Raw genomic sequence first — 21,734 nt, forward strand, 5'->3', positions numbered from 1 at the left:
GGCAGGCCATGCGGTCCGATCCACCGCCAGCGCGGCGGATGAGTCGGACGCGGGCGAAGTTCCGATAGCGGCCGCCGAACGTCGCCTTCGACAAGGACCGTTTCGCATGCGATTTGCCGTGTCCCGGGAGCGTGATTGCTTGTTGAGCCCTGTGAAGCAAACGGTCGTCTCCCTGCGCCGGTCGGTGTTATTCTTCTCGCTCGCGTCTCTCGCCGGTTGCGCTTCGACGGCGACCGCGCCGCGTTACCCGAGCGTCGCCAGTCTGAGTCAGGTCGACCCCCGATACGGGGTGCGGCCCAGCCCCCGCGTCGTGGCCGACGGCGAGGAGGTGCCGAAGGGCGGCGGCTCTTACATGGTCGGCAAGCCCTACAAGATCGCCGGCCTCACCTATGTGCCGAGCGAAAGGCCCTATACGGCGACGGGCACCGCGTCCTGGTACGGCTCGGACTTCCACGGCCGCCGCACCGCCAACGGCGAAGTTTTCGACCGCGACTCGATCTCGGCTGCGCATCCGACCATGCCGCTGCCGAGCTACGCCCGCGTCACCAACATGAAGAACTCCCGCTCGATCATCGTGCGCGTCAACGATCGCGGCCCCTATCACGGCGGCCGCGTGATGGACGTTTCGCAGCGCGTCGCGGAGGCGCTCGATTTCCGATCGGTCGGCATGGCGCGGGTGAAGGTGGAATGGGTCGGCAAGGCCAATCTCGCCGGCGACGACGACGCCAAACTCCTCGCCACCTTGCGCGACGACGGCGAACCGGCGCAGATCGACGGCGGCGCGCCGGTCATGGTCGCCGCGAGGCAGGAGCCGGTGCGGACCGCTGCGCTCGCCGACCGGGCCCAGGAGGACAATTCGCCGGCGACGCAGCCGGTCGTCGGCGAGGTGGAGATGATGGCCTATGCCGCGTCGGAGACGGGCGCGGCCGTCGCTGCGCCGAGCCAGGCCGCCAGCGTCGAGGACGAGAAGGGCGAGTCGAGCGCGGCGGCGTCGCCGAGCGGGTCGACGAAGTCGTTCCGGGCTCCGCCGCTGCCGCCCGTTCGCCCGGATTTCGGTTCGTCCCACGCCGCTGCGCCGAAGCCGCCGATGCGTCGCGCAGCGAACTGAAAGCCGGCGCAAACCCGCCCCGTCTCGTTGCATTTTCGCCCTTGGGAGGCCATTCTCTCTGTCGCGTCGCCGGGTGAAGGCGTCGCATGCGAGCGGAGCGTGCGCCTTGTTTGACCGCAATCCCTTAAAATCGATCGCCTATTTCATTTGCTTCTCTTTTGCGCTGGCCTCTGGCGCTCTGGCTCAGCCTTTTCAGACCAGCGTTCCACAGGCGATCTTGATCGACGCCGCCACCAATACCGTGCTTTTTGAAAAAGGCGCCGATGAGCTGGCCACGCCCGCCTCGACGGTGAAGATCCTCACGGCCGAACTCGTCTTCCGCGAGCTGGCCGAAGGCCGGCTCAAGCTCACCGACCAGTTTCCGGTGTCGGAATACGCCTGGCGCAACGGCGGCGCGCCGGCGGGCGGGTCGGCCATGTTTCTCAAGGTCAACAGCAGCGCCAGCGTCGAAGACCTGCTGCGCGGCCTCACGATCGTGTCCGGCAACGACGCCGCGCTGGTTCTGGCGGAGGGCCTCGCCGGCTCGGAGGAAGCCTTCGTCATTCGCATGAACAAGCGCGCGGCGGAGCTCGGTCTGACAAAATCGCGCTTCGGCAATCCCTGGGGCAAAGCGGGCGACGATCAGAAGGTGACGGCCCGCGACATGGCCAAGCTCGCGCTCTATGTCATCCAGACCTATCCCGAATATTACAAGTATTACGGCGAGAAGGAGTTCACCTGGAACAACATCCGCCAGCAGAACCGCAATCCGCTGCTCACGATGAGCATTGGCGCGGACGGGCTCAAGACCGGCAATATCGAAAAGGGCGAATTCGGCATGGTCGGCTCCGCCGTCCAAGACGGACGCCGCCTGATCGTCGCCGTTTACGGCGCCAAGACCGCCAAGGAACGCGCCGAGGAGGCGCGCAAGCTCCTGCAATGGGGGTTCCGCAATTTCGAAGAGAAAGAGCTGTTCAAGGCCGGCGAACCGGTGGGGCCGGCGCAGATCTACGGCGGCACGCAGGGCTCCATCGATCTCGTGGCCAAAACCGACGTCAAAGTGCTGCTGCCGCGGGGCGCCAGCGAACGGCTCACCGGCAAGATCGTTTATGAGGGGCCAGTCATCGCGCCGGTTGCGGAGGGGCAGAAAATCGGACGTCTCGAAATCAAGCGCGGATCGAGCGTCGTGCTCGAACAGCCGCTCGAAGCGAGCGCGGCCGTCGAGGAGGGGTCGCTGTCCCGCCGCGCCTTCGACGCCGTTTACGAATATGCCGCCGCAAAAATCCACGAGAAGCTGTTGGCGAAGAAATGACGGAAGCCGAGAGGGGCCGCTTCATCACGTTCGAAGGCGGCGAGGGCGTCGGCAAGTCGACGCAGCTCGACCGCCTCGCGGCGCATCTGCGCGCCTGCGGCCTCGAAGTGGTGACGACGCGCGAGCCCGGCGGCACGCCGAAGGCCGAAGCCTTGCGCAAGGTCTTGCTATCCGGCCGCATCGCGCCGCTCGGTCCGCTCGCCGAGGCGGCGCTCTTCGCCGCCGCCCGCATCGACCATGTCGACAAGCTGATCGCCCCGGCGCTGGCGCGCGGGGTCTTCGTCCTGTGCGATCGCTTCACTGACTCGACCCGGGCCTATCAGGGAGCCCGCGGCGGCGTGGATCCGCAAACGCTGGCGCTTCTCGAACAGGCGGCGGTCGGCGATCTGCGCCCCGACCTGACCATCATTCTCGACCTGCCGCATGAGCAGGGGATGGCGCGCGCCGCCAAGAGGCGGGCGGCCACAGGGTTGAGGGCGGATCGTTTCGAGGCCGAGGACGCCGCCTTCCACGAGGGGCTGCGCCGCGCCTTTCTCGCCATCGCCGAACAGGAGCCGGAGCGCTGCTGCGTCATCGAAGCGTCCCAGCCGCTCGAGGAGACCGCGCGGGCGATCCGCCAGATCGTGAACGCCCGTTTCCTGGAAACGCAGGCCGCCGCCGCCCAATGAGCAAGGAGCCCGCCGGGCCGCCGGAGAGCGACCGCTTCGAGGACGCGCCGCATCCGCGCGAGACGCTTGCGCTCTTCGGCCATGCGTCGGCCGAGCGCGAGCTGCTCGACGCCTATCAGCGCAACCGCCTTGCGCAGGCCTGGATCATCTGCGGGCCGGAGGGGATCGGCAAGGCGACGCTCGCCTGGCGCTTCGCGCGCTTCCTCCTCGCCCATCGCGATCCCACCGCGGCCGACGTGCAAGGCGCGACGTCGCTCGCCGTGCCGGAAGGCCATACGGCCGCCCGACGCATCGCCACGCTGGCGCTCGCGGACATCTTTCTGCTTCGGCGCGAATGGAACGAGAAGACCAAGAAACATTTCACCGAAATCCGCGTCGACGACGTTCGCGAGATTACGCGGGCGTTTCATCAGGGCTCCGGCGCCGGCGGCTGGCGCGTCGCCGTCATCGACTGCGCCGACGATCTCAACCGCAGCGCCGCCAACGCTTTGCTCAAGCTCATCGAGGAGCCGCCGGAGCGGTCGCTTTTTCTGCTCATCGCGCATCAGCCTGGCCGCATCTTGCCAACCATCCGTTCGCGCTGCCGCAAGCTGATGCTCGGCGCGTTGACCCAGGCTGAAACCATCGCGGCGGTCGAGGCGCTGGGCGCGCCCTGGAGCGGGCGGGGCGACGAGATCGCCGCCGCCGCCGCCCGCGCGGAAGGCTCGGTGCGCGAGACGCTGCGCCTGCTCGGCGGCGACGCCATGGCCTTCGACGCCGCTGTCGCGCGCCTGCTGCAAGGCTTGCCGCGCGTCGACTGGCTTGGCGTGCATCTGCTCGCCGACAAGCTCACCGGCCGCGACAATGAAGCGGCCTACGAGACTTTTATGCGCGCGCTGGAAAAGCATTTGGACACGCGGGTGAGAACGCTCTCGCAAACCCGCGCCCCGCCGACGCGCCTCATTGGCTACGCGCGCGCCTGGGACGACATCCGCAGCCTCGCCCGTGAGACGGAAGTGTTCAACTTCGACAAAAAGGCGATGGTGCTGGGGGCGTTCGATCGGCTGGCGAAGGCGGAGTCGGAGAGCAGCGCGCCGTGACTCCTCTCCCCGCATGCGGGGAGAGGGCAGGGTGAGGGGCCGAGGGATGAACCACGGGGCTGCGGGGCCGGCGACGGCGCTGCTCATCGTTGAAAGCGCGACCTCCAAAGCCCCAGCCCCTCACCCCAACCCTCTCCCCGCATGCGGGGAGAGGGAGCGGGCCTCTTTCTCCTTATTCCTCAATCGCGCTCTCGCACGGCTTCTTCCAACAGCTGCCGCACTGTCGCCGGGTCGCGCGGAAAGCCGGCGTGAATCCATTTTGCCTGAAGCGCTTTCAGCGTCGCGCCCAGTTCGCGGCCGGGCAAGACGCCGCGCGCGAGGAGATCGGCGCCCTTGATCGGAAAAACCGGGGCCGACGTCAGCTCGAGATATCTCGCCGCTTCCAGCCAGCCCGCATCGGCCGGCGCCGCGCCGCTTTCGGCGAACGCCAGCGCCAGAGCGTCGGCGGCGGCGCGGGAGCCGCAGTGAAACAGCATTTCGCGTAAGTGGGAAACAGGCGGCGGCGTCTCGCGTCCGTGCAGAGGCGCGAGCGCGCGGGCGGCCGCACGAAGGCGCGCATGTTCCTCGTTCGAGAGCCGCAGCCGGTCGCGCAGGCGGTCGGCGTCCTCGGCGATCAGCACGGAGAAGGCGGCGAGTCGCAAAATGGCGTCGCCCTTCTTGCCCTGGGCGGCCTCGAAAGCGGCGAGGCGCTCCAGCCGAGCAGGATAGCCCATGCCGAGCAGCACCTCGATGACGCCGGCCTGCGACATCACGCGCATGATCTCCGGCGCCCGTCGGGCCGGCAGCAGCTTGATGATTTCGGCGCGGATGCGTTCGCGGGAGAGCCGGCCGAGATTGTCTCTGGCGACGATCGCCTCATGCAGCCCCTCGCGGTCGAAGCCGCCTTCGCCATGCGAGGCGTTGAAACGGAAGAAGCGCAGGACGCGGAGGTAATCCTCGCGGATCCGGGTCGCGGCGTCGCCGATGAAGCGGATGCGCTTCTCGGCGATATCCTTCAGCCCGCCGGTGTAATCGTGCAGCGCGCCGTCGGGCGAAAGCGAGAGCGCGTTTACCGTGAAGTCGCGGCGGCGCGCATCCTGTTCGAAATCGCCGCCGAAGCGCACCACCGCATAACGGCCGTCGGTCTCGACGTCTTCGCGCAGCGTCGTCACCTCGAAGGGCGTGCCGGCGACGACGATCGTCACTGTGCCGTGTTCGATCCCGGTCGGGACGCCCTTGAGCCCCGCGGCGCGGGCGGCGGCGAGCACCGCCTCCGGCAAAGCGGTCGTCGCGAGGTCGATTTCATGCGGCGGCAGGCCGAAGAGCGCGTCGCGCACGGCGCCCCCGACGACGCGCGTCTCCGCCCCGGTGCGGGCCAATGCGGCGAAGAGAGTCGCGAGGCGCGGATCGTCGAGAAGGCGTTCGGCGTTCATCGGAACTCGCCCGGAACGAGCCGGCCGTTTTCGACATGGGCCGGGACGTAAGCGCCCTGTTCCCGCCAGGTGAGGGCGAGCGTCACCATCCCGCCAATGGCGAGCAACAAGCCCGAGATGGTCAACGCCGAGACGATCCGTCCGTGCCACAATTCAGCAACGAAGGGCCAGCGGCGCTGCAGGAGCTGAAACGCCACATAGGCGAGGAAAGGGGTGAGAAAAAGAAGGGTCGTCTCGAGAAATGCGCGCCACATGGGCGAGGGGGCCTTTCCGGCGATTCACGTCGCTCGCTTTATACATTCTTTTCGCATTCCCCGCCCGACTGACGGAAGCGATTGATTTTCTTTTGCTCGGGCGTTAAACGCGGTCAAACAGACGCGCGTTTGACGCCGAGGCCGCCGAGCGTCCACAATCGCGCCCGAGGGAAGCGTTTTCCCCCGATGAGATGGCGCGCCGTCCGGATGGATGCAATCGCGGGCGCCGATCCCTATCTTCTCTTGCAACCGTGGCAGATGGACCCTTCCGCGCCCATGAATTCGATCCATATCGCGCCTCTCGAGACGGCCGCCGCCGAGTCGGCCGAACGCGCCCTCGACCATATTGGGCGCGCCCGCGCCGCCATCGGAGCCGTGATCTTCGGCCAGGACGAGGTCGTCGAGCAGGCGCTCGTCACCATTCTCGCTGGCGGCCATGGCCTCCTGGTCGGCGTGCCCGGCCTCGCCAAGACCAAACTCGTCGAGACCCTCGGCACAGTTCTTGGCCTTGCCGAGCAGCGCGTGCAGTTCACGCCGGACCTGCTCCCGGCCGACATCATCGGTTCGGAAGTTCTGGAGGAGGGGGCGGACCGCTCGCGCTCCTTCCGCTTCATCAAGGGGCCGATCTTCGCGCAGCTTCTGATGGCCGACGAGATCAACCGCGCTTCGCCGCGCACGCAGTCGGCGCTCCTGCAGGCGATGCAGGAGCATCATGTCAGCGTCGCGGGCAAGCGCTACGATCTGCCGAGCCCGTTCCACGTGCTGGCGACGCAGAATCCGCTGGAGCAGGAAGGCACCTATCCGCTTCCCGAAGCGCAGCTCGACCGCTTCCTTTTGCAGATCGACGTGCATTATCCCGACCGCGAGAGCGAGCGCCGTGTGCTGCTGGCGACGACCGGAGAGGCTGCGGCGGAGCCCGTGCAGGCGCTCGACGCCGAGGAGCTGATCGCAACGCAGCGGCTGGTGCGGCGGATGCCGGTCGGCGACAAGGTGGTGGACGCGATCCTCGATCTGGTGCGCGCGGCCCGGCCGGGCGACGGCGATCCGAAGATCGCGCCGCATGTCGCCTGGGGGCCGGGACCGCGCGCCGCGCAGGCGCTGATGCTCGCCACCCGCGCCCGGGCGCTGGTGACCGGCCGCCTCGCGCCCTCGCTCGACGACGTGGCGGCTCTGGCGGCCCCGGTGCTGCGCCACCGCATGGCGCTCAACTTCGCCGCCCGTCGGGAAATGAGCGTGGCGGATCTGATCGAGAAGCTCGTGTCGCGGATCGCGTGATGGGCAGCGCACGGCTTTCCCGGGAATTTGAAGAGAAGTCGTGCGGATCTCATCCCTCCCCCTTGCGGGGAGGGTGGCGCGCGCAGCGCGACGGGTGGGGGCTCCTTCCCGGCAATGGGGAGGGATTTGATATCCGCCGCCGCGCTGCATCGCTTTGCGGCGCTCACTCTGGAGTGGGCGCATGATCCGCGCGATTGAAACCCGCGCCTACGACCCCGCGCGGCGCAAGCCGATAGACGGGGCCGTCTCGGCCGACCTCGCCGCCAGCCTGCCGCGGCTCGTTCACCGGGCGCATGAGATCGCCGCGAGCGTCGCCTACGGCGTCCATGGCCGCAAGCGCGCCGGGCTCGGCGAGACCTTCTGGCAATATCGACCGTTCACCGCCGGCGAGGCGGCGCATCGCATCGACTGGCGTCGCTCCGCGCGTGGCGATCAGCTCTATGTGCGCGAGCGCGAGTGGGAAGCCGCGCACGATTATTTCCTCTGGATGGACTGTTCGCCCTCCATGGCTTTCGCCTCGTCTCTGGCGCAGGACGACAAATTGGCGCGTGGCGTGACGCTCGGCCTCGCGTTGGCCGACGTGCTGGTGCGCGGCGGCGAGCGGGTCGCCGCGCTGGGCCTCACCGCGCCCATTTCCGCGCGCGACGTCATCGACCGGCTGGCGCGCGCGCTCTACGAGCACGCTGAAGAGACGGCGCGGGACGAGGTCCCGCCGGACGCGGCGCTGCGCCCGCGCGCGCGCGTCGTATTGATCTCGGATTTCTTGAGCGACATCGAAACGCTCTCGGCCCGGCTGCACCGATTTGCGGATTCGGGCGCTACGGGCGCGCTGCTGATGGTCATCGATCCCTGCGAAGAAAGCTTCCCCTTCACGGGCGAGACGATGTTTCTCGACCCCGACGGCGGCCCCGCCTTTCGCGCAGGCGACGCCGGCAGTCTGCGCAAGGCCTACGCCCGGCGTTTCGACGCTCATCGCGAGGCGGTGCGCGCGGCCGCGCGCGAGACGGGCTTTCTCTTTCTTCAGCATCACACCGACCGGCCGGCGGCGGAGGCCGCATTGACCCTCGCCATGGGGCTGCACGGCGTCGAGGAGGAGAACTGATGGGCTTCTCCTTCGCCGCGCCCTTGGCGCTGATTGGTCTCGTCAGCCTGCCGTTCATTTATTGGCTTCTGCGCGTGACGCCGCCGCGTCCGCGCGAGATCGTCTTTGCGCCAACCAAAATCCTGCGCGAGCTGCGCCCCGAGGAGGAGACGCCGGCGCGGACGCCGCCGTGGCTGCTTGCGTTGCGGCTCGCGCTGGCGGCGGCGCTCATCCTCGCCATGGCCGGGCCGGTGTGGAGCCCGACAGGAAGCGTGGCGGCTTCCTCGACGGCGACGCTGATTGCGCTCGACGACGGCTGGGCTGCGGCCCCTTCCTGGGAGCGGCGCGTCGCCGCCGCGGGGGCCATCGTCGACAGCGCGGCGCGGGCGGGGGCGCCGGTCGCCATCATGGCCGTCTCCGAGACCGCGGCGCCCGCCCTCGCCGACGGCGCCCGCGCGCTCGAAAAGCTGCGCTCGATTAGGCCCAAGCCCTATCTCTCCGACCGGCGCGCGTCGGCCGAGGCGGTGGCGGCCTTCGTAAAGGCGCATCCCAAGAGCCGGATCGTCTGGATCGCCGATGCGCTGGCTCAAGGCGAGGCGGCCGCTTTCGCCAATGTATTAAAGGCCGCCGCCGGCGCCGGCGCGCGCTTGGAGGTTCTGGTCGACGACCATGCGCCGCTGGCGCTGGCTGCGCCCGAAAATGACGCGTCGACCCTCTCCGTCGAGGCCCTGCGCGCCGATCCCTCGAGCCCCGCCGCGGCGACGGTCGCGGCCTTCGACTCGAAGGGCCAGATCATCGGCGAGGCGCGCGCCGACTTCGGCGCGGCGCTGCGGGCGCGCGCCCGGTTCGATCTGCCGGTCGAGCTGCGCAACGACGTGAGCCTCCTGCGCATCGTCGGCGAAAACTCCGCCGGCGCCGTCGCGCTGCTCGACGCGCGCTCCAAAGTGCGGCGTGTGGCGCTCGTTGGCGGGGCGGGCCTCGACCAGGCGCAGCCCTTGCTCTCGCCGCTCTATTATCTCGACAAGGCGCTGGCGCCGGTTGCGCAATTGCGCCAGACCCGGCCGGGCGCGGTCGATCCGATCCAGACGCTGCTCGCCGATCGGCCCAATGTTGTCGCGCTCGCCGACGTCGGCCTTGCGCCGGGCGACACGTTTGATGCGCTCAGCCGCTTCGTCGAAGAAGGGGGCGCGCTGTTGCGCTTCGCGGGGCCGCGCCTCGCCAACGCCGCCGACGATCTTCTGCCCGTGCATCTGCGCCGCAACGGCCGCGTCCTCGGCGGCGCCATGTCCTGGGAGACGCCCAAGGCGCTGGCGGAATTCGAACCGGCGAGCCCTTTCTACGGCCTGCCGGCGTCGAAGGACGTGAGCGTGCTGCGCCAGGTGCTGGCCGAGCCGGAGCCCGGGCTCGTGCAAAAAACCTGGGCGCGTCTCTCCGACGGCACGCCGCTCGTCACCGCCGAGCGACGCGGCAAGGGGTTGATCGTGCTGTTCCACGTCAACGCCGACACCAGCTGGTCGAATTTGCCGATTTCCGGCCTGTTCGTCGATATGTTGAAGCGCATTCTCGCGATGGCTGGAGAATCGGCGCCGCTGCCCGAGGAGGGGGACGCAGCCGCCGCCAGCGACGCCCGCGTCCTCGCGCCGCTCGAGGCGCTCGACGGTTTCGGGGTTCTTGGCGCGCCGGGACCCAACGCGCAACCGATTCCCGCGCATTTCGCGGGACGCGCCGGCGCCGAACATCCGCCGGGTCTCTATGGGGCCGGCGACGCCTTCGTCGCCCTGCAAACCCTGCAGCCGTCCGACGAATTGACGCGCTTCGACTTCGCAGCGGCGGGCCTCTCGCCGAGCGCGCTCGCTTCCGGCGCGCCGGTTGATTTTCGCGGGCCGCTGCTCGCCGCGGCGGTCCTCGCCTTCGTCGTCGACGCGCTCGTCGTGCTGGTTCTTTCCGGAAAGCTGCGCCTGCGGCCGCTCGCGGCGATGGCGGGCGTTCTCGTGGTCGTCGCCGCCGTGGCCAATCCCCCCGACGCGCGGGCGGCGACGGCCGCGACCCAGCGCGATCGCGAGGCGGCGCTGACGGCGCGTTTAGCCTACGTCGTTTCAGGCGATCCCAAGGTCGACGAAGTGTCTCGCCTCGGGCTCGAGGCTTTGTCGAAGGCGCTCGCCTTGCGCACCTCTTTTGCGCCTGGAGACCCGGTCGGGATTGATCCGGCGAAGGACGAACTTGCCTTCTATCCCATGCTTTACTGGCCCGTCGTCGCCAGCGCGCCGCAGCCCTCGGCCAAGACCACGGCGCGAGTCGCCGCTTACATGAAGGAGGGCGGCACCATCGTCTTCGACACGCGCGACGCCCTGAACCAGCGGCCGGGCGGCCCCGCCACGCCGGAGAGCCAATGGCTGCGGGACTTCTCCAAGGGGCTCGACGTTCCGGAGCTGGAGGCCGTGCCGCGCGATCATGTGATCACCAAGACGTTCTACCTGCTCGATGGATTCGTCGGCCGCTATGCGAGCGGCGAAACATGGGTGGAGGCGTTGCCCCGGGAATCAAAGGATGACGCCGCCCGGCCGGTCCGCGCGACGGACAGCGTCTCGGCCATCGTCATCACCTCGAACGATCTCGCCGCCGCCTGGGCCATGGACCGGCGCGGCCAGCCGCTCTTTCCGCTGACGCCCGGCGGCGCCCGCCAGCGCGAATTGGCGCTGCGCGGGGGCGTTAATCTGGTGATGTATACGCTGACCGGGAATTATAAATCGGACCAGGTGCATGTGCGCGATCTGCTGGAGAGGCTGGGGCAGTGATCGTCCTGAACGCCGGCATCTCCGCCCGTCATGGCCAAGCTCGGCCCGGCCGTCCGCGAGGGCCGGCTGCGGGCTCGCTCCGAATGAGGGCGTGGCCTCTCGGCGTTGACGCCGCCGACGGGCGGGCGACAGGGAAGCGCCGATGACCGACCTCAACCTCACCTTCGCGCCATTGCTCCCCTGGCCGCTGCTTGCCGCGCTGGCGTTGCTCGCGACAATGGCGCTCATTCTCGGGGCGACCCTCGGGCAGCGCGCGACCCTCTTTCGCGCCTTTGCGCTGGCGCTGGCGCTCGCCGCGATGACCGACCCCTCGCTCGTGCGCGAGAAGCGCGACCCGCAAAAGTCCGTCGTGGCCGTCGTGCTGGATCGAAGTGAGAGTCAGAACTTCGGCGCACGCGCCCAGCAGACCGAGGAGGCGCGCAAGGGGCTCGAGGCGGCGCTCGCCAAATTCGGCGACGTCGAAACGCGCGTGGTCTCGGTCACGAACGACGCCAGCGGCAATGACGGCACCAAGCTCTTCGGCGCGCTGGAGCAGGCGCTCAAAGACGTGCCGCCGGAGCGCGTCGGCGCCGCGCTGCTCGTCACCGACGGCGTCGTTCACGATATTCCGGCGAAGGCCGAGGCGCTCGGATTCAGGGCGCCGGTCCATGCGCTGATCACTGGCCGCGAGGGCGAGCGCGACCGCCGTATCGAACTTGTCGAGGCCCCGCGTTTCGGCATCGTCGGCAAGGAGCAGACGGTCCGCGCCCGCGTCGTCGACACCGGCGGCGACGGCGCGCGCGCGCCGATCACCGTGCGCCGCGACGGCGAACAGCTCCCGACCTATAGCCCCGTGCCGGGCGACGTCGTCAACATCCCGGTCAAGATCACCCACGGCGGCGCCAATATCGTCGAACTGGAAGTCCCGCCGGCGCCGGGCGAGATCACCCTCGCCGACAACAAGGCCGTCCTGTCGATCGAAGGCGTGCGCGACCGGCTGAAGGTTCTGCTCGTCTCCGGCGAGCCCCATCCCGGCGAGCGCAGCTGGCGCAATCTATTGCGCGCCGACGCCAACGTCGAACTGGTCCATTTCACGATTTTGCGCCCGCCGGAAAAGCTCGACGTGACGCCGGCGTCCGAACTCTCGCTGATCGCCTTCCCGACCGCAGACCTCTTCGGCCGCAAGATCAATGAATTCGACCTCATCATCTTCGACCGCTATTCGAACCAGACGCTGCTGCCGTCGATCTACTTCGACAATATCGCGCGCTTCGTCGAAAACGGCGGAGCCTTCCTGGCCGCGGTAGGGCCGGATTACGCCACGGCTCAGGGGCTCTATTACTCGCCGCTCGAAAACATCCTGCCCGCGCGCCCCGAGGGGGCGCTTTACGAACAGCCGTTCAAGGCGCGCGTGAGCAAGGACGGCGAGAAGCATCCCGTCACGCGCGGGCTGCCGGGCGCGAAAGCCGATCCGCCGCAATGGGGCGAATGGTTCCGGCAGGTCGACGCCGACGTGCTCAAGGGCAATTCGATCCTCTCCGGCGCGCGCGACAAACCGCTGCTCGTGCTCTCGCATGAGGGCAAGGGAAGGGTGGCGCTGCTGCTCTCCGACCAGATCTGGCTGTGGGCGCGCGGCTTCGACGGCGGCGGCCCCAACGCCGACCTCACGCGCCGCCTCGCCCATTGGCTGATGAAGCAGCCGGACCTCGAAGAAGAGGCGCTCCGCGCGCAGGCGCGGGGCCGCGACGTGACGATCGAGCGCCAGACCTTAAAGGACGAAGCGGCGCCGGTGAGGGCGACCGCGCCCTCGGGCGCAACGCAGCAGCTGACGCTGCGCCAGAGCGAGCCGGGCCTGTGGCGCGCTGGGCTCGACGCCAAGGAAATGGGCCTGTGGCGCTTCGAGAGCGACGGGCTGACGGCGCTCGTCAACGTCGGGCCCGCGAACCCGCGCGAATTCCGCGAGGTGGCTTCGACCACGGAGAAACTCCAGCCGCTCGCCGAGGCGACGGGCGGCACGGTGCGGCGGCTGAGCAAGAGCAGCGACGCCGTGACCCTGCCGCGCATCGTGGAGATGACCGACGCCAGCCGCTATGGCGGCGCGGACTGGATCGGGATTCGCCAGACCGGGGCCTCGACGCTCGTTGGGGTCGAAACGGCGCCGCTGGGGCTGGGGCTCTGGGCGATGCTCGCCCTGCTGAGCGTCGTGGTCACAGCCTGGGCGTGGGAAGGCAAGCGGTAAAGCCCGCCTGCGGGCTTCTCCTCACGCTCGCGCCCTATATGGACAGGGGGCGCGAGGGGAAGATGGAGCATCGCCATGCAAGGAGTGGAAGTCGCCGATTTCGCCCGCCAATTGTTTCAGGCGCATGGGCCCAAAGCCGCCGCTGAGGCGGCGCAGAAGGCGCGCGCTCTCGAAGAGCAGGGGAAAGCCGACGAGGCGACCACCTGGCGGCGCATCGAGGCGGCCATCAAGGAGATGCTCGGGCCGCATCAGAGCTGAGCCCTCGCAGCGCATCAGGAAAAGCGGCCATCTGTGTCTGCGCAACGCCTCCCCTTTCCGGGGAGGTCGGCGGCCAACGGCCGCCGGGTGGGGTTCGCGCCGCTAGACTGTGGCTGGGGCTTACCCCACCCGACCCCGCCTGACGGCGGGGCCACCCTCCCCGTAAAGGGGAGGGATGAGCGCTGCATCGGCGCTATTCAAACGCCCGGCAATACGCCTTTCCCCGGAAGCCCCATGCAAGGGGAGGCAAGCGGCGGCCCATCCTGCTATTGTGCTCCCGTTTCCCGGGAGAATCGCCCTTGCCCACCTATCGCGCCATCGGCCTCATGTCCGGCACCTCGATGGACGGCGTCGACGTCGCGCTCATCGAGACTGACGGCGACGCGGCGGTGTCCTTTGGGCCGACGGGGCATTGCCCCTATAATGACGCGGACCGTGCGTTGCTGCGCAACGCCCTCGCGGAAGCCGCGACCCTGGAGGACCGCGACGCGCGGCCCGGCGTTCTCGCCTTCGCGGAGCGCATGGTGACGGACCGGCACGCGGAGGCGGTCGAGACCTTTCTGCGCGATAATGCCCTGGAGCCCGGCTCGATCGACATCGTGGGCTTCCACGGCCAGACGGTGTTGCACAAGCCCAAGCAGAAGCTCACGATCCAGATCGGCGACGGACAGGCGCTCGCCGATCGGCTGGGCGTCGACGTGGCCTATGACTTCCGCGCCGCCGACATCGCCGCGGGCGGCGAGGGGGCGCCGATCGTGCCGGTGTTTCACCGGGCTCTGGTCTTGGGCGGCGGCATGAAAGGCGAGGTCGCGCTGCTCAATATCGGCGGCGTCGCCAATGTCACCTACATCGCGGACGGCGAGCAGCCGATCGCCTGCGACACCGGCCCGGGCAATGCGCTGATCGACGACCTCATGCTCCAGCGCACCGGCGCGCCCATCGACCGAGATGGCCATATGGCGGCGCGCGGGCGGGTCAACGAGGCGGCGCTGCTGCGCATGCTCGCCCATCCCTTCTTCGATCAGCCGCCGCCGAAGTCGCTCGACCGCAACGCATTCTCGCTCGATCCGATCGCCAAGCTCGCGACCGAGGACGCGGCCGCGACGCTCACCGCCTTCACGGCGGCCTCGGTGCTGCGGCTCTTCCCGCATCTGCCGACGCAGCCGCAATTGCTGATCGTCTGCGGCGGCGGCGCGCGCAATCCGATCCTCGTGCGCGAACTGGTGATGCGCCTCCCGTGCAAGGTCACGACCGCCGACGCCGTCGGCTGGTCGGCGGATTCGATGGAGGCGCAGGCTTTCGCCTATCTCGCCGCGCGCATGCTGCAAGGGCTGCCGATCACCTTCCCGACGACGACCGGCGCGCCGGAGCCCATGCCCGGCGGGCGGCTGGCGCGGCCCGTCGCGAGCATGTGATAGGAATTTCTTAGGTCTTATCGGCTAAGCCTCAGGCAAAATGCTGTGAGCATTGCCGATGACCGCCTCCGCAGACGCGCCCAAGAAGGTCGAATGGTTCGCCACAAGGCGCAGCCTTGTTCTGGGAGCGATGGGCGTCATGGGCTTGGGCGCCGGCGGCGCGGTCGTCGAACATGTCTGGAAGAAGAAGGACATGACGGCGCGGCTCTTCAACCCGTTCTCGCTCGCGCGTTTCGAACTGCCGCCGGTCGAGGGCTTGCTGGACGCCAGCGGCAAACCGCTGCCGGGCCTCTCAAGCGCCGATCTCGCCGGCAAGCGCTGCCTTTTGAACTTCTGGGCGTCCTGGTGCCCGACCTGCCGGGACGAGCACAAGCATCTCATGGCGCTGGCGAAGCGCAATCTCGCCCCAATCTACGGGGTGGACGTCAAGGACCCGCCGGCGCGCGCCCGTTATTTTCTCGCGAAATACGGCAATCCCTTCGCCGCGGTCGGGGCGGATACGGAGACCTATGTTCAGCGCGCGCTGGGCGCGCGCGGCGTGCCCGCGACCTTTGTGATCGGGCCCGGACCCATCATAGAATGGTCAACCTACGAAGGGCTGACGGAGGCGGTGGTCGACAGGGAAATTGCGCCGCGACTGGGGCGCGGCCCCTCTCTCCCCGCCGGCGGGGAGAGAGGATAAAAACCGAGGCTCAATCGCCGCGCGCGGGGATCTGGATCCGCGGCGGATTGCCCAGCCGCCTGTCGAGATAGGCGTCGACATGGGCGATCAGCGGCTCGACCTTGTTCTCGAAGAAGTGGTTCGCGCCCTCGACGACCGCGTGCTCGATGACGATGCCCTTCTGCGTCTTGAGCTTCTCGATCAGCCCGGTCACTTCCTTCAGCGGCGCGACGCGGTCCTGATCGCCGTGGATGAACAGGCCCGACGACGGGCAGGGGGCGAGGAAGGAGAAGTCGAACCGATTCGCCGGCGGCGCGACCGAGACGAAGCCCTCGATCTCCGGCCGGCGCATGAGAAGCTGCATGCCGATCCACGAGCCGAAGGAGACGCCGGCGATCCAGCAGGCGCGCGCTTCGGGGTTCACCGCCTGCGCCCAATCGAGCGCGGCGGCGGCGTCCGATAATTCGCCGGAACCATGGTCGAAGGCGCCCTGCGATCGACCAACGCCGCGGAAGTTGAACCGCAGCACCGAAAAGCCGCGCTCCGCGAAGGCATAGTAGAGATGATAGACAATCTGATTGTTCATCGTCCCGCCGAACTGCGGATGCGGGTGCAGGATGATCGCAATCGGCGCGCCCCGCGTGGCGGACTGATGGAAGCGGCCTTCGAGCCTGCCGGCCGGACCGGTGAAGATGACTTCGGGCATGGGAAATCCCTGTGGAAACGGGCAGGCCGGCTTCTTAACACGCTTGACCGAGTGAAATGCAAGGGAATTCGACGCGAAGCAGCGTTTGCGTCGGGCGCGGATTCGCCGCATCTCCCGCTGCGCCGCCGGCGCGCCTACATCTCGCTTATGACCCTTGCTTCGGCCCGCGCGCGCACGTCTGTCTTCCTGGCTCTCGCCGCAATTCTCCTGTGGTTCGCGGCGAAGAACGTCGCGCCCGCCTATGACGGGCTCCGCATTGCCGCCGCGAAAGAGGATCCCGTCGCGCTCTCCGACGCGCGGCTCGATCAGACGCTGACGCCGTCGCGATTCTCGGCCGGGCTCGATGCGGGGCTTTCCGCTGGCGACGCCGACCTCGCCGAGAGCTTCGTGACGCTCGGCCGTATGCGCGGCCTGTCGGCGACGGCGGAGCAGCAGGCGCGGCTCGAGGCGCTGCGCGCCAAGGCGGGCGAGACCGCCGCAGAGGATTTCGCGCAAGGCTTTCTGCACGGGTCGCGCGACAACGGCGCAGCCTTCGCCGGGGCGCTCGCCGGCGACCTCACCGGCTACGGCGATCTGCGCGATCTCTTGAGCGAGGCCGAGAAGGTCCGGCGCGGCGAACAGGCGGACGAACTCGTCGTCGGCCTGGCGGCGGCGGGGCTCGCGCTCTCGGCCGCCACATGGTCGAGCGTGGGCGCCTTGCTGCCGGCGCGCTCCGGCGTCACCCTCGTCAAGGGCGCCCAGAAGGCCGGCCGCCTGTCGGCGCCGCTCGCGAAATCGTTGACCGCCGCCGCCGGCAAGGCCGTGGATCGCGAGGCGCTGACGGCCGGATTGGGGGCCGCCGCCCGCTTCGACCTCGCCGCCGCCCGCGCCGCCGCGGCCAGGGTCTTGCGTCCCGGCGCGCTGGCGAGCTTTCGCGCGCTCGGCGAGGACGCCGCCACGATCTATCGCCGCGCCGGCGCGCGGGGCGTGAAGGACGTTGTGGCTGTCGCCGAAAATGGCGCAGAGCTGCGCAAGGCCGCGCGTCTTGCGGCGGCGCGGGGCGGCACGACGCGGGCGATCCTTGCGACGCTCGGGCGGGGGGCGCTGGTCTTCGCCGGGCTCGCGAGCGCGGCGGTCGAGGCGATCTTTGCGCTTATCGGCGCGCTGCTGGGGCTCGCGCTGCTGGCGCAGCGTTTCGGATTCTGGCTGGGGCGGAGGATTTGACGCCGCGCGGGGAAGTGACCCGCCGACCCCTCCCGCTGAGGACCGGGAAGGCGTAAATCTGCTCTATGTCAAGCAATCGAATCTACCTCGACCATAACGCCACCTCGCCGCTGCGCCCCGAGGCGCGGGCGGCGATGCTGGCGGCGATGGAGGGGCCGGGCAACGCCTCCGCCGTTCACGCCGAGGGGCGGGCGGCGAAAGGGGTTCTGGAGCAGGCGCGCGCGACGATCGCCAAGGGCCTCGGGACCGCGGCGCGCAATGTGACCTTCACCAGCGGCGCGACGGAGGCCGCGACTCTCGTTCTCTCGCCGATGTTGCATCGCGGTAAGGAAGGAGGCCCGATCGAGGTCGCGCTGCTCGGGGCGGGGGAGCACCCGGCGGTGTTGCAGGGGGGACGGTTCGCGGCCGGCGCAATCGAGCGCGTCGCGTTCACGCCTGAAGGCGCCCTGTCTCTGCCGGCGCTCGAGGCGGCGCTGGCGCGCCATGCCGGCAGGCGACTCATGCTCGCGCTTCAGGCGGTAAACAATGAAACGGGCGTCATTCAGCCGGTTCGCGAGGCGGCCGCGCGGGTCCATGCCGCGGGCGGGCTCGTCGTCTGCGACGCCACCCAGGCGATTGGCCGAATCGAGACGACATTCACGACAACCCAATCCGATTTCTTGTTCTTTTCCTCACACAAGCTCGGCGGTCCCGCCGGGGCGGGGGCGCTTGCGGCGGCGCAAGATGATCTCCACATAGGAGAAACGCTGCTGCGCGGCGGAGGACAGGAGTTCGGCCGGCGCGCTGGGACTGAGAACGTCCCCGCAATCGCCGGATTCGCGGCGGCTTTCGAGGCTGCGCTGACGTCGCGGGAGGCGGAAACCGCGAGGCTCGGGCCGCTGCGCGACCGTTTGGAAGAGCGCGTCGCCGCAATCGCCCCGCAGGCGCGCTTCTTCGGACGCGGGTCGCCGCGAGCGGCTTGCGTCTCGGCCTTCGCGATACCGGGCATGCCGGCACATACGTTGTTGATGGCGCTCGATCTTTCCGGCGTCGCCGTGTCGAGCGGCTCGGCCTGCTCGTCGGGCAAGGTGCGCGAGTCGCATGTGCTCGCCGCGATGGGGGCGCAAGAAAAAGAGGCGTTGCGCGTCAGTCTGGGTTGGTCTACGCGCGACGAGGATGTAAAACAGTTTGGAATGGTTCTTGCGGAAGTCGTGGACCGTATCAGGTCGCGGCGTTCCGTCGCCTGAAAAGAGGCGGAACCTGATCGGCCGGCGGGCCTTGAACCCGTCGTGACGAGGAGAAAGAGAAAATGGCGGCTCGTCAGGAGACCGTTGCGCGCGTCGAGGAAATCGACGTCGACGCTTATAAGTATGGGTTTACGACCGATATCGAGTCGGAGAAGGCGCCCAAGGGCCTGAGCGAAGAGATTGTTCGCTTCATCTCCGCCAAGAAGAACGAACCCGAGTGGCTGACCGAATGGCGCCTCGAGGCTTACCGCCGCTGGCTGACCATGCGCGAGCCCAACTGGGCGCGAGTCAACTATCCGCCAATCGATTACCAGGACCTCTACTATTACGCGGCGCCGAAATCGACGCCGGGTCCGAAGTCGCTCGACGAGGTCGATCCCGAACTGTTGCGCACCTATGAGAAGCTCGGCATTCCGTTGCGCGAGCAGGAGATTCTCGCCGGCGTCGAGACGCGCAAAGTGGCGGTCGACGCGGTGTTCGACTCCGTCTCGGTGGCGACGACGTTCAAGGAGGAGCTGGCTAAGGCGGGCGTGATCTTCTGCCCGATCTCGGAGGCCGTGCAGACGCATCCCGAGCTGGTGCGCAAATATCTCGGCTCGGTCGTCCCGGTGACCGATAATTTCTACGCGACGCTGAACAGCGCCGTCTTCTCCGACGGCTCCTTCGTCTATGTGCCGAAGGGCGTGCGCTGTCCGATGGAGCTCTCCACCTACTTCCGCATCAATGAGCAGAAGACGGGGCAGTTCGAGCGCACGCTGATCATCGCCGACGAAGGCTCCTATGTGAGCTATCTCGAAGGCTGCACGGCGCCCAAGCGCGACGAGAACCAGTTGCACGCCGCCGTCGTGGAGCTGGTCGCGCTCGACGACGCGGAAATCAAATATTCGACCGTGCAGAACTGGTATCCGGGCGACAGCGAGGGCAGGGGCGGCATCTATAATTTCGTCACCAAGCGCGGCGACTGCCGCGGGCGCAATTCGCACATCTCCTGGACGCAGGTGGAGACGGGCTCGGCGATCACCTGGAAATATCCGTCCTGCATTCTGCGCGGCGACGGCTCGCAGGGCGAGTTCTATTCCATCGCCGTGTCGAACGGCCATCAGCAGGTCGACAGCGGCACAAAGATGATCCACCTCGGCCGCAATACGAAGAGCCGCATCGTCTCCAAAGGCATTTCGGCCGGCAAGTCGCAGAACACCTATCGCGGGCAGGTCTCGGCGCATCGCAAGGCGGAAGGCGCGCGCAACTTCACCCAATGCGACAGTCTGCTGATCGGCCACGACTGCGGCGCGCATACTGTCCCCTACATCGAGTCGAAGAATCCGAGCGCGCAGTTCGAGCACGAGGCGACGACCTCGAAGATTTCCGAGGATCAGCTCTTCTACGCGATGCAGCGCGGGCTGTCGGCGGAAGAGGCGACGGCGCTGATCGTCAACGGCTTCGTGCGCGACGTGCTGCAGCAATTGCCGATGGAGTTCGCGGTCGAGGCGCAGAAGCTGATCTCGATCTCGCTCGAGGGGAGCGTGGGTTGATGCGGGTGCGGCCGAACCACGGCGTTTTTTCGAACGAAGACGCAGCTCTCGCGGCGATTGTCGCTCGCCTGCGAGATGCGCTCGATCCGAAGGAAATCTGGCTTTTCGGCAGTCGGGCGCGTGGAGATGCGCGGCCCGATAGCGATTTCGACCTTCTCGTCGTGGCGAAACGCGGCGGCGCTTTCGGCTCGGACGATTACGAATTGGTCGATGCGACTCTGGCCGGTTCGGGCGTCGGTTGCGACGTGGTTCCGTGTTCCGCAGAAGACTTTGACGATGGCGCGGAACTTCCCACTTCGTTTGTTTCGCACATCATCGGCCAGGGAAGGAAGCTCTATGACGCCAGTGCGCCATGAGTGCAGAAGCGCAACGGCGGCGACGCATCGCTTCATTTCTCTCCCTCGCCGAGGAGGAGTTTGGAGCGGCAGGCATGCTGCTCGCAAGGTTGCCTCGGCAGGCGGCTTACTTTCAGCAACAATGCGTGGAGAAATTGCTGCGTGCTGTTCTGGAGGCGGAAGGCGTGCCCGTTGGCCCCACGCACAATATTCGTCAGCTTGCCGATATGCTGCCTCCAGATCACGTCCTGAAAGCGCGGTTTCTGGAGTTCGAGACGCTGGTTCCGCGGCAACGCGGTTTCGTTATCCGACCGCCTCGGGCGCGATTGCATCCCCACCGAGCGGCGACGCGTGCAGGCGCCAGGAACACATTGAACGGTTAAAGAGCGATGTAAGCCGGTTGCTCGAAAAGTGGTGAAGAATGGTCAGCAACGCTGGCCCCCAGGAAAAATAGGCCGTGAAGATGCTCGAAATCAAAAACCTCCACGTTTCGGTCGGCGACCGAGAGATTCTCAAGGGCCTGACGCTCACCGTAAAGGACGGCGAGGTCGCCGCCATCATGGGACCGAACGGCACCGGCAAGTCGACGCTCTCCTATGTGATCGCCGGCCGCGAGGGCTATGAGATCACCAACGGCGAAGTGCTGCTCAATGGCGAGAACATCCTCGAGCTCGAACCGCATGCGCGCGCGGCGCGAGGGCTGTTTCTCGCTTTCCAATATCCGGTCGAAATCCCCGGCGTCGCCACCATGACTTTCCTCAAGGCGGCGATGAACGCCCAGCGCCGCTCGCGCGGCGAGGCGGAATTGCAGACGCCGGATTTCATGAAGCGCGTGCGTGACGCCGCGGCGAAGCTCGGCGTGTCGCAGGAGATGCTGCGCCGGCCGCTCAATTCCGGCTTCTCCGGCGGCGAGAAGAAGCGCATGGAAGTGCTGCAGATGGCGCTGCTCGAGCCTTCCGTCGGCATTCTCGACGAGACCGACTCCGGCCTCGACATCGACGCGCTGCGCGTCGTCTCGGAAGGCGTCAATGCGCTACGGTCGCCGCAGCGCTCCTTCCTCGTCATCACCCATTACCAGCGGCTGCTCGATTACATTAAGCCCGACACGGTGCATGTCATGGCCAAGGGCGTCATCCAGCGCTCGGGCGGGCCGGAGCTGGCGCTTGAACTCGAAGAGCGCGGCTATCACGAATATCTGGCCGAAGAGGCGGCGTAGG

The 21,734-nt window shown here is 68.0% G+C and carries 20 protein-coding genes; 17 read left to right on the forward strand and 3 right to left on the reverse strand.

What is annotated here, in order from left to right:
- Nucleotides 1-139 precede the first annotated feature (139 nt).
- The 4 genes from RVU70_RS16450 (at nucleotide 140) to RVU70_RS16465 (ending at nucleotide 4,146) form a co-directional block, all read left to right on the forward strand.
- Nucleotides 140-1,108 (forward strand): septal ring lytic transglycosylase RlpA family protein, encoded by a 969-nt coding sequence (locus RVU70_RS16450; protein WP_405044820.1) that lies wholly within the window; start codon nucleotides 140-142, stop codon nucleotides 1,106-1,108.
- Nucleotides 1,109-1,214: 106 nt separating this feature from the next.
- Nucleotides 1,215-2,399: a D-alanyl-D-alanine carboxypeptidase family protein gene (locus RVU70_RS16455; protein ID WP_405044821.1), complete on the forward strand. Its 1,185-nt coding sequence runs from the start codon at nucleotides 1,215-1,217 to the stop codon at nucleotides 2,397-2,399.
- Nucleotides 2,396-3,067 carry a dTMP kinase gene (gene tmk, locus RVU70_RS16460; protein WP_363348209.1) on the forward strand — a complete coding sequence of 224 codons (672 nt, stop codon included), beginning with the start codon at nucleotides 2,396-2,398 and terminating at the stop codon, nucleotides 3,065-3,067. The genes RVU70_RS16455 and tmk overlap by 4 nt, the downstream gene beginning before the upstream one ends.
- Complete coding sequence (locus tag RVU70_RS16465; RefSeq protein ID WP_363348211.1) at nucleotides 3,064-4,146, forward strand: DNA polymerase III subunit delta'; 1,083 nt, start codon at nucleotides 3,064-3,066, stop codon at nucleotides 4,144-4,146. The genes tmk and RVU70_RS16465 overlap by 4 nt, the downstream gene beginning before the upstream one ends.
- A gap of 179 nt (nucleotides 4,147-4,325) precedes the next feature.
- On the opposite strand, the gene RVU70_RS16470 is transcribed toward RVU70_RS16465, so the two are convergent.
- Both RVU70_RS16470 and RVU70_RS16475 read right to left on the reverse strand, forming a co-directional pair.
- Nucleotides 4,326-5,558, reverse strand: coding sequence for a CCA tRNA nucleotidyltransferase (locus RVU70_RS16470; RefSeq protein ID WP_363348213.1), 1,233 nt, complete (start codon nucleotides 5,556-5,558; stop codon nucleotides 4,326-4,328).
- Nucleotides 5,555-5,812: a DUF6111 family protein gene (locus RVU70_RS16475; RefSeq protein ID WP_363348215.1), complete on the reverse strand. Its 258-nt coding sequence runs from the start codon at nucleotides 5,810-5,812 to the stop codon at nucleotides 5,555-5,557. Before RVU70_RS16475 ends, RVU70_RS16470 begins: the two co-directional genes overlap by 4 nt.
- 276 nt (nucleotides 5,813-6,088) lie before the next feature.
- Between RVU70_RS16475 and RVU70_RS16480 the strand changes: the two genes are divergently transcribed.
- The 7 genes from RVU70_RS16480 to RVU70_RS16510 all read left to right on the forward strand — a co-directional run bounded on the left by RVU70_RS16480 (nucleotide 6,089) and on the right by RVU70_RS16510 (nucleotide 15,536).
- On the forward strand, nucleotides 6,089-7,087 hold the full coding sequence (locus RVU70_RS16480; RefSeq protein WP_363351377.1) for a MoxR family ATPase: 999 nt from the start codon (nucleotides 6,089-6,091) through the stop codon (nucleotides 7,085-7,087).
- 181 nt (nucleotides 7,088-7,268) lie between these two features.
- Entirely contained in the window at nucleotides 7,269-8,189 is a 921-nt protein-coding gene (locus RVU70_RS16485) for a DUF58 domain-containing protein (RefSeq protein WP_363348217.1), read from the forward strand.
- Nucleotides 8,189-10,963 (forward strand): DUF4159 domain-containing protein, encoded by a 2,775-nt coding sequence (locus RVU70_RS16490; RefSeq protein ID WP_363348219.1) that lies wholly within the window; start codon nucleotides 8,189-8,191, stop codon nucleotides 10,961-10,963. Before RVU70_RS16485 ends, RVU70_RS16490 begins: the two co-directional genes overlap by 1 nt.
- A gap of 142 nt (nucleotides 10,964-11,105) precedes the next feature.
- On the forward strand, nucleotides 11,106-13,181 hold the full coding sequence (locus RVU70_RS16495) for a hypothetical protein (protein ID WP_363348221.1): 2,076 nt from the start codon (nucleotides 11,106-11,108) through the stop codon (nucleotides 13,179-13,181).
- A 75-nt stretch (nucleotides 13,182-13,256) separates the two neighbouring features.
- Nucleotides 13,257-13,439, forward strand: a complete 183-nt coding sequence (locus RVU70_RS16500) for a hypothetical protein (protein ID WP_363348223.1) — start codon at nucleotides 13,257-13,259, stop codon at nucleotides 13,437-13,439.
- A 299-nt stretch (nucleotides 13,440-13,738) separates the two neighbouring features.
- Nucleotides 13,739-14,854, forward strand: coding sequence for an anhydro-N-acetylmuramic acid kinase (locus RVU70_RS16505; RefSeq protein WP_363348225.1), 1,116 nt, complete (start codon nucleotides 13,739-13,741; stop codon nucleotides 14,852-14,854).
- Nucleotides 14,855-14,912: 58 nt separating this feature from the next.
- The gene (locus tag RVU70_RS16510) at nucleotides 14,913-15,536 is read left to right on the forward strand and encodes a redoxin family protein (RefSeq protein ID WP_363348227.1); all 624 of its coding nucleotides are present in this window, start codon (nucleotides 14,913-14,915) and stop codon (nucleotides 15,534-15,536) included.
- 10 nt (nucleotides 15,537-15,546) lie between these two features.
- On the opposite strand, the gene RVU70_RS16515 is transcribed toward RVU70_RS16510, so the two are convergent.
- Nucleotides 15,547-16,221: an alpha/beta hydrolase gene (locus tag RVU70_RS16515; RefSeq protein WP_363348230.1), complete on the reverse strand. Its 675-nt coding sequence runs from the start codon at nucleotides 16,219-16,221 to the stop codon at nucleotides 15,547-15,549.
- Nucleotides 16,222-16,368: 147 nt separating this feature from the next.
- On the opposite strand from RVU70_RS16515, the gene RVU70_RS16520 reads away from it, so the two are divergent.
- The 6 genes from RVU70_RS16520 to sufC all read left to right on the forward strand — a co-directional run bounded on the left by RVU70_RS16520 (nucleotide 16,369) and on the right by sufC (nucleotide 21,733).
- The gene (locus RVU70_RS16520; protein ID WP_363348232.1) at nucleotides 16,369-17,424 is read left to right on the forward strand and encodes a hypothetical protein; all 1,056 of its coding nucleotides are present in this window, start codon (nucleotides 16,369-16,371) and stop codon (nucleotides 17,422-17,424) included.
- A gap of 65 nt (nucleotides 17,425-17,489) precedes the next feature.
- On the forward strand, nucleotides 17,490-18,650 hold the full coding sequence (locus RVU70_RS16525; protein WP_363348234.1) for an aminotransferase class V-fold PLP-dependent enzyme: 1,161 nt from the start codon (nucleotides 17,490-17,492) through the stop codon (nucleotides 18,648-18,650).
- A gap of 62 nt (nucleotides 18,651-18,712) precedes the next feature.
- Entirely contained in the window at nucleotides 18,713-20,182 is a 1,470-nt protein-coding gene (sufB, locus tag RVU70_RS16530; RefSeq protein ID WP_363348236.1) for a Fe-S cluster assembly protein SufB, read from the forward strand.
- A complete protein-coding gene (locus tag RVU70_RS16535) occupies nucleotides 20,182-20,538 on the forward strand; it encodes a nucleotidyltransferase domain-containing protein (RefSeq protein ID WP_363348238.1) in 357 nt (118 codons plus the stop codon). Before sufB ends, RVU70_RS16535 begins: the two co-directional genes overlap by 1 nt.
- Nucleotides 20,535-20,900 (forward strand): HEPN domain-containing protein, encoded by a 366-nt coding sequence (locus RVU70_RS16540; protein WP_363348240.1) that lies wholly within the window; start codon nucleotides 20,535-20,537, stop codon nucleotides 20,898-20,900. The genes RVU70_RS16535 and RVU70_RS16540 overlap by 4 nt, the downstream gene beginning before the upstream one ends.
- Nucleotides 20,901-20,980: 80 nt before the next feature.
- Complete coding sequence (gene sufC / locus RVU70_RS16545; RefSeq protein ID WP_363351379.1) at nucleotides 20,981-21,733, forward strand: Fe-S cluster assembly ATPase SufC; 753 nt, start codon at nucleotides 20,981-20,983, stop codon at nucleotides 21,731-21,733.
- The last annotated feature ends 1 nt before the right edge of the window (nucleotide 21,734 follow it).

The organism is Methylocystis echinoides, from assembly GCF_040687965.1.
GTDB classification, from domain to species: domain Bacteria; phylum Pseudomonadota; class Alphaproteobacteria; order Rhizobiales; family Beijerinckiaceae; genus Methylocystis; species Methylocystis echinoides_A.